We start from the raw sequence: 12,180 nt of genomic DNA, 5'->3' as shown, positions 1-12,180 counted from the left end.
CGCTGCGGTGACGAAGCGGCGAGTGGGTCAAGTGGGCTGAGAAATGCGGGTGGTCGGACGTGACGCGGTCGGCGAAATTAAGTAGCACGACCGTTCGCTTTCTTTTACCGTGAGGTTCATGGATGTCGTCGAGCTGGACCGGATCGCCGTGGACGAGGCCGTGCGCGTCGTGGAGCTCGCGCAGGAGGGGGACTGGGAGCGGGACAGCCCCTGTGCCGGGTGGACGCTGCGGCGACTGGTGGCGCACATGGCGGCGCAGCACCGGGGGTTCGCGGCCGCGGCGGGTGGCGCGGGTGGGGATCTGGCGTACTGGGCGGAATCGGAGGACATGAGTGAGCCGACCAAGGTCCATGGGGAGGCGGCGGCGACCGTCCTCGAAGCCTTCGCCGAACCCGGCGTAATGGAGCGGGAGTTCACACTTCCCGAGTTCGGCGGCCGGTTCCCCGGGCGGCTCGCGATCGGCTTCCATCTCGTCGACTACGTGGTGCACGCCTGGGACGTGGCCGCCACCCTGGGCGCCGGGATCGACCTGCCCGAGGAGGTCCTTCGGGCGGCGCTCACCGTGGCCCGGCGGGTGCCGGCGGGCCCGGAGGTGCGAGGTCAGGGGCCGGGGTTCGCGTTCGCGGCAGCACTGGAGGTGCCGCCGGGCGCCGGGCCGCTCGCGGAGACGCTGCGGCTCCTGGGGCGGTCGCCGGAGCGGTGGCCCGGCGGGGTGTGACCGTCGAGGTCTGACCGTCGGTCGTGCCGTGTCCGGTTGAACACCCGGTGGTCCTGTTGCGTACCTCCTGGCACCGGTGCCCTCAAACCTCAAATGTTCCTCTGAACGACCCGACAGGGGGATTCACGGGCGGGCACCGGGGCCATACCCCGATCACGCCGGAAACAGCGAGCCGTCGAAGGGGACGACACAGCGGATCCAGGTGGAGCGGAGAGTCGGCCGGAGGAGGGACGGGGACGATGGAGCGACTGGGCACGGGAATCGGATGGCGACCGGAGATCGCGGACGCCGTGGAGCGCATGCCGGGCATCGACTGGGTCGAGGCCGTGGCCGAGAACGTCTGCCCCGGGCATCTCCCCGAGTCGCTGCTGCGGCTGCGCGAGCGCGGAGTGACAGTCGTCCCGCACGGCGTCTCCCTCGGTCTCGGCGGCGCCGACCGCCCCGACGAGGGCCGGCTGACGGCCCTCGCCGAGCGGGCCCAGGCGCTGGGGTCGCCCCTGGTGACAGAGCACATCGCGTTCGTGCGGGCGGGCGGTCCGCTGACGGCCTCGCCGCGCCTCGAAGCCGGGCATCTGCTGCCGGTGCCGCGCACCCGTGACGCCCTCGACGTGCTGTGCGAGAACATCCGCATCGCCCAGGCCGCGCTGCCGGTGCCGCTCGCCGTCGAGAACATCGCCGCACTGATCTCGTGGCCGGGCGAGGAGATGACGGAGGGGCAGTTCCTGTACGAGCTGGCCGACCGCACCGGGGTCCGCCTCCTGATCGACGTCGCGAACCTCCACACCAACCACGTCAACCGCGGCGAGGACCCCGCCGAGGCCCTCACCGACCTCCCTCTGGAGGCCATCGCCTACGTCCACGTCGCCGGCGGTTTCGAACGGGACGGCGTCTGGCACGACAGCCACGCCCACCCCGTCCCCCGCCCGGTCCTCGACATCCTCACGGACCTCGCGTCCCGGATCTCACCCCCCGGCGTACTCCTGGAACGAGACGAGAACTTCCCGGAACCGACCGAGCTGGAGCGCGAGCTGGGGTCGATCAGGGAGGCACTGGAGAAGGGGCGGGAGCAGGGCGGGGTGGCCTCGAAGGGGGGCCGCGGGGAGAACGTCGGGCGGGCTGCGTCGGGGGGCGGGGCTGGGGCTGGGATAGGGGCAGGAACCCGGGAGACGGCCACGGGAGCCGGGGGCGCGGGCACAGGAGCTGGGAACACAAGCGCGGGGACCGGAGACATAGGCCCAGGAGCAGGGGGCGCAGGCGAAGGAACCGGGACCACGGCCGCGCGAGCCGGGAACACGGGCACGGGGACCGGAGACACGAGCACAGGAGCCGGGGGTACGGGCACAGGAACCCGGAACACGGCCGCGCGCGTCGAGGGCGCAGGAGCCGGGGCCACCGGCACAGGAGCCCGGGGCGCAGGCGAAGGAACCGGAGACTCCGGCACGGAAACCGGAGCGCCTGGCACGGGGGCGGGAGACCCGGGCACGGCAGCCGGCGAAACGGCTGCGGGAACCGGCCAGCCGGAGCGGATCCACCCCGGGGCAGACGTGCTGGCTCCGCGGGCCGGGTGCGGACCGGAAACGGCGGAGGAGTCGGAGGGGCCCGCCATCGGCACGGCCGAAGCCGACAACCACGCGCCGCCGTCCGCGGTCGAGCACGCACCGGAAACGGTGGAGGAGTCGGAAGGGTCCGCCATCGATGCGGCCGAAGCCGACAACCACACACCGCCGTCCAAGGTCGAGCCCGCGCCGAAGACGGCGGAGGAGTCGGAGGGGCCCACCATCGATGCGGCCGAAGCCGACAACCACACACCGCCGTCCGAGTCCGAGGTCGAGCCCGCGCCGGAAACGGCGGAGCAGTCCGGCGCGGCGCGCCAGGCCCCCGGTGGCCGGGGCGAGGAGACCGCCTCCGACACCTCCCCCGCCCGTCAGCGGCTCGCGCTCGCGCAGACCGCCCTCCTGTCCGCCCTCGTCGCCGGGACTCCCGTGCCCGAGGGGTTCGACCGGGTGCGGCTCGGGGTGCAGGCGCGGGCGCTGGCCGGGAAGCGGGCGGATGTCGTGGCGAAGGTGGCGCCGGAGCTGCCGGGGATTCTCGGGGCGGGATACCGGTCCGCGTTCCTCGGGTACGCACACGGGCACCCCATGACCGACGGCTACCGGCGGGACGCGCTGGACTTCGCCGGGTACGTGCTCGGCTCCGGCCTCCCGGAGAACCCGCAGGCCCGGGCCGAATTGCGGGAGTGGTGGCTGGAGCGCTCGGGACCACGCCCCCGGTCGCACCGGCCGGCCGTGCGGCTGGCGCGGGCGACACGACGGGTGCTGCTGCGCCGGTGACCGCCCATGACCGAGGGCCCGCCCCAGAGCAACGCCCAGGGTCCCGCCAACGGCCCGGCACCGGCCGGCGGGCCTGACCCCGCGAGGCAGGCCGACCAAGTCGACGGGCCAGACCGGGTCGGCTGACCAGACCCGGTCGACGGGCCCGCCCCCATCAGAACCTCGCCCCCCTCAGGCAAGCCACCCCGACCAAGGCCCCACCTCCCGCCGACAGGCCCGCCCCCACCAGCGGAGCCCCTCTACGGCAGCCGGGCCCCGACCGCTACGCGTCCGTCCACGCCCCGCCCATCCCCCGTTCGCGCCCCGTCCCCGCCGAGTGTGCCCGGATTAACACCGTGACCTCGTCACACCTTCTCCACACTCCATACGTCACCTTTGGTGCCGTATGCCGCCAACTCCCCGCCCACCATTCGCCCCCAGTGTCCCGGTTGCAACCCTTCGTCCCCGTAAGGCAGTTGGCGTTGACCCCGCAGTAACATGCGAACCCCGCACTCGAATCTCACTAGCGTGCGGTGCCGTAACAGGAGGCACCATGCGACCGCGACCCCCCGTCAAGGGCCGAGGCATTTTCAGTGGCACAGGGATCATCATCGTCGGCCTGACGGCGACACTACTGGCGCTGGTCTTCCCGATCTGGTCGTACGCCGACCGGTCGGGGACCGGGGTCGACGTGCTCAACGCGACGACCGTGTCGACGCAGTACGGGCCGCTGTCCGCGCTGGACCGGGACTTCATCACGAAGGTCCGGCTGGCCGGGCTGTGGGAGCTGCCGGCGGGCCAGCAGGCTCAGCAGAAGGGCACGACCCGCGCCGTAAGGGTGGCGGGCGAACACCTCGTCCAGGGGCACACGTTCCTCGACGAGCGGGTCCGGGATGTGGCCTCGCAGCTGGGCATGGCACTCCCCAACGAGCCGAACGACCAGCAGAAGCAGTGGCTCGCGACGCTCGACGCGGCCCAAGGCGTCGACTACGACCGCCAGTTCGCCAACATCCTGCGCCTCGCGCACGGCAGGGTCTTCTCGGTCGTCGCCCAGGTCCGCGCGAGCACCCGCAACTCCCTCGTCCGCACCCTCGCCGACGACGCCAACACCACGGTCCTGGACCACATCAAGATCCTGGAGGCCACCGGCTACGTCGACTTCGACGCCCTGGCCCAGGACATGGCCGCGGGCAGCACGCCCCCGATCACCAACTCCCCCGCTCCACCGCTCGCGACGACCACCCCGCCCCCCGCCGTCCCGGTGACCCCGAGCTACGCACTGCCCCCGCCGGCCACCAGCCCGCCGCCACGCACACCATAGAAAACCATCCCAAAACCGCAACCAGCAATTGAGCAACCCCCCGCGGCGAGCAACCAGGTCCGCGAGAGCGGCGGCGGTTCAGCCGCAAAAAGGGGAACGTCACGTACCGGCAACGCTCCGTCCGAATTGTGAGCAAGGCATGGCGCCGGTCAGACCATCTCGCATAGAACAGCGTCATGTTCTGGGTCCTTCTCCTCCTGCTGGCCTGGGCCGCCGCCGGTACCGCGTGTACCCGGTTGTGCCTGGCCGCCGTACGCAGTGCGGCCGTCGATGTGGACGCGGGCCATGGACACGACCTGACGCTGTACGAGGCGGCGTTCCTGTCCGGCGGACCGCGTCGGGTCGCCGACCTCACCCTTGTCTCCATGGCCAGGCAGCGGCGGCTGCTGCTCGCGCACACCGGCTGGGCGACGGTCGTCGACCCGCGCGGCCGGGACGAGATCGAGCGCTCGGTGATAGGTGCCATCGGGCCGGAGGGGCAGTCCCGTATCGCCCCGGTCCGGGACGCCGCGGCCACCGCTCCCCCGGTGCGCGGCCTCGCCGACCGTCTCGTCCGCGACGGCCTCGCGGTGCCCGACGGAGGGCGTACGATCGCGGCCGCGGTCCGCCAGGTGCAGCTCGCCGCGCTCGCCGTCCTCGTGCTGGGCGCGACCGCGCTGCTGGTACCTGCCCCGTCGGACGTGCCGCGCCATCTCGTCGCCCTCTGGTTCGCGCTGCCCCTCGCGCTCACCCTGAGCTGCCTGGCCATCACGCGGATCGAGGTGCACCCGTACTCGCGCTGGGCCTCCCCGGCCGGTCAGCGGCTGCTCGGCGCCCTGGCCCGGCACACGAGCGGCGGCGACGACCGTACGTATCTGACGACCGTGGCCGTACGGGGCATCCGCGCCGTCGGTGAACCCGATCTGCGGGCGGCCTTCGCCGACCGCGAGCAGCACTGGCGCGCCGGGCACACCAGGGGCGCATAGGGGGCATTGGCGCCGACACCCGCGGGACGGTGCTTGCCTTCACCAACAACCGAACGAAACATCCCTTTTGTTGCTGCCGTGCACCGAAGGGATACGCGATGAGAGCCCCCGCCCTCTACTCGGCCGCCGGGACCTTGCTCCTGACCACTCTCGCGGCCGCCCCGGCCGGCAGCGCGCCGGGTGCTCCCGGCGCGGCCGAGATGCGCGGCACCGCGGCCGCCGCCGCGCGCGCCCAGGCCGACGGCATCACCTTCGGCAAGTGCGCCGAGGTGGAGGACCTGCCGGCCGAGGTCCGGTGCGGCACGGTGTCCGTGCCCCTGGACTACGCCGACCCCGACGGCCGGCAGATCAGACTGACCGTCAGCCGGGTGCGGGCCACCCACAGGGACCCGGCCAACAGCAAGCGCAGGGTGCCCCGGCAGGGCGCGCTGGTCTTCAACCCGGGCGGTCCCGGCGGTTCCGGCATGTACTTCCCGATCATCGGCGTGATGCCGGAGTGGAAGCGGCTCGCGGCGGCGTACGACCTCGTCGGCTACGCCCCACGCGGGGTGGGCCGCTCGGCGCCGCTGTCCTGCCAGAACCCCAAGCACTTCTTCAAGGCGCCCTCGCAGGCCCCGACGCACCCCTCGGAGTCCTACAAGCAGGAGCGCGTCGCCGAGGCGAAGGCGTACGCGCGCGGCTGCGCGAAGCGGACGGGGCGGGCTCTCCAGTACTACAACTCGCTCAACAACGCCCGTGACCTCGATGTGCTGCGCGCGGCGCTCGGCGAGGAGAAGCTGACGTTCATGGGGGCGTCGTACGGGACGTACTTCGGGGCGTTGTACGCCACCCTGTTCCCGTCGCATGTGCGGCGCATGGTGTTCGACTCCGCGGTGAATCCGGACCCGGCGCAGATCTGGTACCGCAACAACCTCGACCAGTCGGCGGCGTTCGAGGGGCGATGGGCGGACTTCCGGGAGTGGGTCGCCAAGCACCACAAGGTGTACGGGCTCGGCGACACGGCGGAGAAGGTGCAGCGCAGCTACGACCGGGCGGCGGCGCAGCTGGCGGCGGAGCCGGCGGGCGGGAAGGTGGGGCCCGGGCAGCTGCAGGGGGCGTTCCTGTCGGCCGGGTACTACGACGACTACTGGCCGCACCGGGCGGAGGCGCTGTCCGCCTATCTGAAGGGCGACCCGAAGCAGCTGATCGCTCAGGCGGGGCCGCATCCGGAGGCGGCCAAGGAGGCGGAGAACTCCAACGCGGTATACACGGCCGTCGAGTGCAACGACGCCTCCTGGCCCACGGAGTTCGCGGTGTGGGACCGGGACAACACGCGGCTCGCCCGGGTGGCGCCCTTCGAGACATGGGACAACGTCTGGATGAACCTGCCGTGCGCCTACTGGCCGATGCCGCGTCAGGAACCCCTGGATGTGCGGACCGGCCCCGGTGAGTTGCCGCCGACGCTGATCCTGGCGGCCGAACGGGACGCGGCGACCCCGTACGAAGGCGCCCTGGAGATGCACCGCCGGCTGTCGGGTTCGGCCCTGGTCACCGAGCGGGACTCGGGCACCCACGGCATCGCGGGCGGCCCGAACCCGTGCGTCAACGGTCACCTGGAGGCGTACCTGCTGGAGGGCAGGCTCCCGGTGCGACGCGCGGCCTGCGCCGCGCACCCGGAGCCCGAGCCGCGCGAGGCCCGGAAGCGGCCGGCCACCCGGCCCGCGGCCTGATCAGGCCAGACCGGCGACCAGTTCCCCGATGTCCTTGCGGCGGCCCGTGAAGAACGGGACCTCCTCGCGGACGTGCATACGGGCCTCCGAGGCGCGCAGATGGCGCATGAGGTCGACGATGCGGTAGAGCTCGTCGGCCTCGAAGGCCAGCAGCCACTCGTAGTCGCCGAGGGAGAAGGAGGCGACCGTGTTGGCGCGGACGTCGGGGTAGCCGCGGGCCATCTTGCCGTGGTCGGCGAGCATGCGGCGGCGGTCCTCGTCGGGCAGGAGGTACCAGTCGTAGCTGCGCACGAAGGGGTAGACGCTGACGTAGTTGCGCGGCGTCTCGTCGGCGAGGAACGCCGGGATGTGCGAGCGGTTGAACTCGGCGGGGCGGTGCAGCGCCATGTTCGACCAGACCGGCGTGAGGGCGCGGCCCAGCTTGGTGCGGCGGAAGAGGTTGTACGCCTCCTGGAGCTGGTCGGCGGTCTCGGCGTGCCACCAGATCATGAGGTCGGCGTCGGCGCGCAGCCCGGACACGTCGTAGGTGCCGCGGACGGTGACGTCCTTGGCGGCGAGCTGGTCGAAGAGCTCCTGGACCTCGTCGGCGTAGCCCGCGCGGTCCTCCGGGAGCACGTCCTTCAGCTTGAAGACGGACCAGAGCGTGTAGCGGATGACCTCGTTGAGGTCCTTGGCCAGCTTGCCCTTGTTCGGGATCCGGCCGGCCTCGGGGGTGGTGGCGTCGTTGCTCATGGTCCTTATTCTCCTGCTCCTCCGTGCAGACTCTGCACCGGGTCGGCGGTGAGTTCCCGCTCACCGCGCTCGTCTCCGTGGATCCGGTCGACCGCCGCGTACGCGCTCGCGACGCAGGCCGGGATGCCGACGCCGTCGTACTGCGCTCCGCAGACGGCGAGGCCCGGGAGCTTGGCGATGTGTTCGCGGATGCGGGCCACGCGCGTGTGGTGGCCGACGGGGTACTGGGGCAGGCCGTCGGTCCAGCGGGTGACGCGGGTTTCGAGGGGGTGCGCGTCGAGGCCGGTGGCCTGCTTCAGGTCGTGTCGGGAGACCTCGACGAGGTCCTGGTCGTCGCGTTCCAGGATGGCCGTCTCGCCGTAGCGGCCCACCGAGGTGCGCAGGACGACGACGTCCGGGTTCTCGTCGGCGATCCAGCCCCACTTCTGGGAGGCGAACGTGGACGCCTTGATCGTGCGGCCGTCGACGGGGGGCACCAGGAAGCCGCTGCCCGCCGGGAGGTCGGTGTCGGTGCGGCGGTAGGCGAGGGTGACCAGGGCCATGGAGGCGTACTCGACACCGGCCAGTTCGGCGGCGGCCCCGGGGGCCTCGGCGCGCAGCAGGCGGGCGGCGGCGGGGGCGGGTACGGCGACGACCACGGAATCGGCGTGCAGGACGCGGTCCCCGGCCGTGATCCGCCAGCCGTCGGCGCCCTCGCGCCGCAGCTCGGTGACGGGCGCGTCGGTGACGATCTCGCCGCCCCGCGCGCGGACCGACTCGGCGACGGCGAGCGGGAGGCTGCCGACGCCGCCCTCGATGCCCATGAAGACGGGCCCGGCCTGCTGGTTGGCGGCGGCCTTCGCCTGGATCTCGCGGACCGCCTCCGTGAGGGAGGTGTGGGTCTTCGCGGCCTGGAAGAGCTGCGGGACGGCCGAGCGCATGGAGATGCGGTAGGCGTCGCCCGCGTACACCCCGCCGAGCAGGGGCTCGATGAGCCGGTCGACGACCTCGCGGCCGAGCCGTGCGGCGACGTACTCGCCGACCGCCACGTCGTCGCCGACCTCGGTGCGGGGGAGGTCGGCGTCCCGCTCGATGCGGGCGAGGCCTTCCTCGGAGAGGACGCCTTCGAGCGCGGAGGCGGTGCCGGGGACGCCCATGACATGGCCCTTGGGCATGGGGCGCAGGGCACCGCGGGTCCAGATCGAGGCCGTGGCGGTGGCGGGGGGCTGGAGGCGGTCGGTCAGGCCCACCTCGCGGGCGAGGGCGACCGCTTCGGGTCTGCGGGCCAGCATCGACTCGGCGCCGAGGTCCACGCGCGCGCCGGCGATCTCGCCGGGCAGCAGCTTGCCGCCGACGCGGCCGGACGCCTCAAGGACGGTCACCCGTGCCCCGCGCTGCAGCAGCCGGTGCGCGGCGGCGAGGCCCGCGATCCCGGCTCCGATGACGACGACGTGTTCCGCCGTACCTGATCCGCTCATGGCTCCACCCTCTCAGACGCCACCGACAGTCCCGCCAGGGCCCTGTGGCCCGTCCGGAGGGCCCATCCGCATGTCCCGATGTCCCGTCCGAGTCCGGACCGTGACCGCTTCGGAACCGTGGCGCCCCAACGTTCCGGTGCGGCCCGGCGTCGAAGGAGCGTCAGTTCGTCACGACCCTCGGGGGTACCAGATGCGCGCACGACGATCCCTACGACCGGGACGCCCCGTCCAGGCCCTGGCCGCCCTCCTGCTGGCCGGGGCGCTCGCCCTGACCGGCTGCTCCGGCGGGGCCGACACGGACTCGGGCGGCGATTCCGACTCCAAGGCCGGGCAGGCTGACGCCCAGGAGGCGGCACCCGGCGCCGCGGACAGCGGGGCCGCCGGCGGCAAGCAGGCCACCACCGCGCCCAAGCTGCCCACGAGCCACATCATCCGCACGGCCGAGCTGACCGTGCAGGTCAAGGACGTACCCAAGGCGCTCGACGCGGCCCGTAGCACCGTCGAGACGGCGGGCGGCTATGTCGGCCAGGAGACCACCTCCCGGGACGAGGAGGGCACCGAGGAGACGCGCGTGGTGCTGCGGGTGCCCGTCGACCGGTACGAGGAGGTCCTCGCCGACCTGGAGGGCTCGGGCAAGCTGCTGGAGCGCACCGCGAAGGCGCAGGACGTCACCGACCAGGTCGTCGACGTGGAGAGCCGCATCAAGACGCAGCGCGCGAGCGTGACCCGGATCCGGGAGCTGATGGACCAGGCCACCAAGCTGACCGACGTGGTCACCCTGGAGAGCGAACTGAGCACCCGTCAGGCCGACCTGGAGGCGCTGCTCGCCCGCCAGGCGTCTTTGAAGGACCGCACGAGCCTGGCCACCATCACCCTCTCCCTGTCCGAGAAGCCGGTGGTGAAGGCCACGGAGGACGACGACCCGGGAGTACTGGACGCGCTGGCGGGCGGCTGGGGCGCGTTCGTCGCGATGCTGCGCTGGATCGTCGTCGCCCTGGCCGCGGTCCTGCCCTTCGCCGTGGTCCTGGCTCTGATCCTGCTGATCTGGCTGCGCTGGGTACGCCCCCGGCTCCCCCGCAGGCCGGCCCCTGCGACCGTGTCGACGGCCCTGGGCCCGCTCCCGACCGCGCGCCCGGCACCGCAGCCCCGGCGCACCGAGGAACAGGGCGGCGAACAGGACTGAAACGGCCGCTCCCGCGGGGCGGACGGGAATGCGAGGGCAGGGCCTAGCGTGTTCGCATGAGCATGAGCGCTGCGAACGAACGACTGGTCGTGATCGGTGGCGACGCCGCGGGGATGTCCGCGGCGTCGCAGGCACGCCGGATGAAGGGCCCCGACGAGCTGGAGATCGTGGCCTTCGAGCGCGGCCACTTCAGCTCCTACTCGGCCTGCGGCATCCCGTACTGGGTCGGCGGCGACGTCGAGGAGCGCGAGCAGTTGATCGCCCGTACGCCCGAGGAGCACCGCGCCCGTGGCATCGACCTGCGCATGCGCACCGAGGTCACGGAGATCGACGTGGCCGGGCAGCGGGTACGCGCGCGTGACGTGGATTCCGGGGCCGAGTCCTGGACGTCGTACGACAAACTCGTGATCGCGACCGGTGCGCGGCCGATCCGTCCGGAGATGCCGGGGGCCGACGCTCCCGGTGTCCATGGTGTGCAGACCCTCGACGACGGTCAGGCGCTGCTCGACACGCTGGCACGCACGCGTGGGCGCAGGGCGGTGGTGGTGGGGGCCGGGTACATCGGGGTCGAGATGGCGGAGGCGCTCATCAACCGCGGCTACGAGGTGACCGTCGTCAACCGGGGGCGCGAGCCGATGTCCACGCTCGACCCGGACATGGGCCGTCTGGTGCACGAGGCGATGGCGGGCCTGGGGATCACCATGGTCGACGACGCCGAGGTCACCAAGGTCCTGACCGGCGAGGACGGGCGGGTGCGGGCGGTGGCCACGGAGGACGCCGAGTATCCGGCGGACGTGGTGGTGCTGGGGATCGGGGTGCGTCCGGAGACAGCGCTCGCCAGGGCCGCCGGACTTCCCGTGGGGCGCTACGGCGGGCTGCTCACCGATCTCGCCATGCGGGTGCGCGGCCACGAGAACATCTGGGCGGGCGGGGACTGTGTGGAGGTCCTCGACCTGGTCTCCGGGCAGGAACGGCACATCGCGCTCGGCACGCACGCCAACAAGCACGGCCAGGTCATCGGCGCCAATGTGGGCGGTGGTTACGCGACCTTCCCCGGTGTGGTCGGTACGGCGGTCAGCAAGGTCTGCGACCTGGAGATCGCGCGGACGGGCCTGCGCGAGAAGGACGCGCGCAGGGTGGGGCTGCAGTTCGAGACGGTCACCATCGAGTCGACGTCCCGCGCGGGTTACTACCCCGGCGCCTCCCCCATGACGGTGAAGATGCTCGCCGAGCGCCGCACGGGGCGGCTCCTCGGCGTGCAGATCGTCGGGAGGGAGGGCGCGGGGAAGCGGGTGGACATCGCGGCGGTGGCGTTGACGGCCGGGATGACGGTGGAGCAGATGACGGCCCTGGACCTGGGCTACGCACCGCCGTTCAGCCCGGTGTGGGACCCGGTGCTCGTGGCGGCCCGCAAGGCCGCGCTGAAAGTACGGGCCTCCTGAGCGTCACGCCGAGCCGTTGATCCGTTCGATGGCCTGACGTGCCTGGTCGGCGGCCGGCCGGGGTGGCAGCGAGGAGACGGATGCGCTCGGGGCGGCCACCGCCGGCGGCTGCTCCCCCGCCGGTTTCGCGTGCGTGGCGGTCCGGGTGGACCTGAGCCGGTGGCTCACCGCCTCGTCGAGGGTGACCGGCCGCTGCATCTGCGCGGCCAGCCGCCCCGCGTCCTGGCCCAGCCGGGCCACGTCCTCCCAGGGCAGCCTCAGCACCACCGCGACTTCGGCCTCACCGTCGGGCAACGCATGAATGGGAGGAGTAATACGGTCGTTCATCGCCTGTTCCTCACGTT

The 12,180-nt window shown here is 72.6% G+C and carries 9 protein-coding genes and 2 pseudogenes; 8 read left to right on the top strand and 3 right to left on the bottom strand.

What is annotated here, in order from left to right; all coding sequences use genetic code 11:
• Positions 1-118: 118 nt before the first annotated feature.
• The 6 genes and pseudogenes from PH203_RS06355 (at position 119) to PH203_RS06335 (ending at position 7,022) form a co-directional block, all read left to right on the top strand.
• Positions 119-718: a TIGR03086 family metal-binding protein gene (locus tag PH203_RS06355; protein WP_289917323.1), complete on the top strand. Its 600-nt coding sequence runs from the start codon at positions 119-121 to the stop codon at positions 716-718.
• A gap of 239 nt (positions 719-957) precedes the next feature.
• A pseudogene (locus PH203_RS49630) lies at positions 958-1,776 on the top strand (DUF692 domain-containing protein); the annotation flags it as partial.
• Positions 1,777-2,634: 858 nt separating this feature from the next.
• Positions 2,635-3,048 (top strand): annotated as a pseudogene (locus tag PH203_RS49625) (endonuclease); the annotation flags it as partial.
• A gap of 532 nt (positions 3,049-3,580) precedes the next feature.
• Positions 3,581-4,348: a DUF4142 domain-containing protein gene (locus PH203_RS06345; RefSeq protein ID WP_289917319.1), complete on the top strand. Its 768-nt coding sequence runs from the start codon at positions 3,581-3,583 to the stop codon at positions 4,346-4,348.
• A 176-nt stretch (positions 4,349-4,524) separates the two neighbouring features.
• Positions 4,525-5,313, top strand: coding sequence for a TIGR04222 domain-containing membrane protein (locus PH203_RS06340; protein ID WP_289917316.1), 789 nt, complete (start codon positions 4,525-4,527; stop codon positions 5,311-5,313).
• Between the two features lie 98 nt (positions 5,314-5,411).
• Positions 5,412-7,022, top strand: coding sequence for an alpha/beta hydrolase (locus tag PH203_RS06335; RefSeq protein ID WP_289917313.1), 1,611 nt, complete (start codon positions 5,412-5,414; stop codon positions 7,020-7,022).
• On the opposite strand, the gene hemQ is transcribed toward PH203_RS06335, so the two are convergent.
• Both hemQ and hemG read right to left on the bottom strand, forming a co-directional pair.
• Positions 7,023-7,754 carry a hydrogen peroxide-dependent heme synthase gene (gene hemQ / locus PH203_RS06330; RefSeq protein ID WP_289917311.1) on the bottom strand — a complete coding sequence of 244 codons (732 nt, stop codon included), beginning with the start codon at positions 7,752-7,754 and terminating at the stop codon, positions 7,023-7,025.
• A gap of 5 nt (positions 7,755-7,759) precedes the next feature.
• Positions 7,760-9,211 (bottom strand): protoporphyrinogen oxidase, encoded by a 1,452-nt coding sequence (gene hemG / locus PH203_RS06325; RefSeq protein ID WP_289917310.1) that lies wholly within the window; start codon positions 9,209-9,211, stop codon positions 7,760-7,762.
• Positions 9,212-9,401: 190 nt separating this feature from the next.
• On the opposite strand from hemG, the gene PH203_RS06320 reads away from it, so the two are divergent.
• Positions 9,402-10,394: a DUF4349 domain-containing protein gene (locus PH203_RS06320; protein WP_289917307.1), complete on the top strand. Its 993-nt coding sequence runs from the start codon at positions 9,402-9,404 to the stop codon at positions 10,392-10,394.
• Positions 10,395-10,450: 56 nt separating this feature from the next.
• The gene (locus PH203_RS06315) at positions 10,451-11,836 is read left to right on the top strand and encodes an FAD-dependent oxidoreductase (RefSeq protein WP_289917305.1); all 1,386 of its coding nucleotides are present in this window, start codon (positions 10,451-10,453) and stop codon (positions 11,834-11,836) included.
• Positions 11,837-11,839: 3 nt separating this feature from the next.
• Here the strand turns inward: PH203_RS06315 and PH203_RS06310 are convergent, their stop codons facing one another.
• Positions 11,840-12,163: a hypothetical protein gene (locus PH203_RS06310; protein WP_289917304.1), complete on the bottom strand. Its 324-nt coding sequence runs from the start codon at positions 12,161-12,163 to the stop codon at positions 11,840-11,842.
• Between the last annotated feature and the right edge of the window lie 17 nt (positions 12,164-12,180).

Origin of the sequence: Streptomyces sp. S.PB5 (assembly GCF_030403745.1) — a bacterium.
GTDB lineage: Bacteria > Actinomycetota > Actinomycetes > Streptomycetales > Streptomycetaceae > Streptomyces.
Note: the sequence above shows the minus strand (reverse complement) of the source record. Positions and strands in the feature narration are given on the sequence as shown.

Bases quoted from the DNA above. Each gene is read 5' to 3' on its own strand.
- PH203_RS06335 (WP_289917313.1), top strand. From the start codon at position 5,412: ATGAGAGCCCCCGCCCTCTACTCGGCCGCCGGGACCTTGCTCCTGACC.
- hemG (WP_289917310.1), bottom strand. From the start codon at position 9,211: ATGAGCGGATCAGGTACGGCGGAACACGTCGTCGTCATCGGAGCCGGG.
- PH203_RS06340 (WP_289917316.1), top strand. From the start codon at position 4,525: ATGTTCTGGGTCCTTCTCCTCCTGCTGGCCTGGGCCGCCGCCGGTACC.
- PH203_RS06320 (WP_289917307.1), top strand. From the start codon at position 9,402: ATGCGCGCACGACGATCCCTACGACCGGGACGCCCCGTCCAGGCCCTG.
- PH203_RS06345 (WP_289917319.1), top strand. From the start codon at position 3,581: ATGCGACCGCGACCCCCCGTCAAGGGCCGAGGCATTTTCAGTGGCACA.
- PH203_RS06355 (WP_289917323.1), top strand. From the start codon at position 119: ATGGATGTCGTCGAGCTGGACCGGATCGCCGTGGACGAGGCCGTGCGC.
- PH203_RS06310 (WP_289917304.1), bottom strand. From the start codon at position 12,163: ATGAACGACCGTATTACTCCTCCCATTCATGCGTTGCCCGACGGTGAG.
- PH203_RS06315 (WP_289917305.1), top strand. From the start codon at position 10,451: ATGAGCATGAGCGCTGCGAACGAACGACTGGTCGTGATCGGTGGCGAC.
- hemQ (WP_289917311.1), bottom strand. From the start codon at position 7,754: ATGAGCAACGACGCCACCACCCCCGAGGCCGGCCGGATCCCGAACAAG.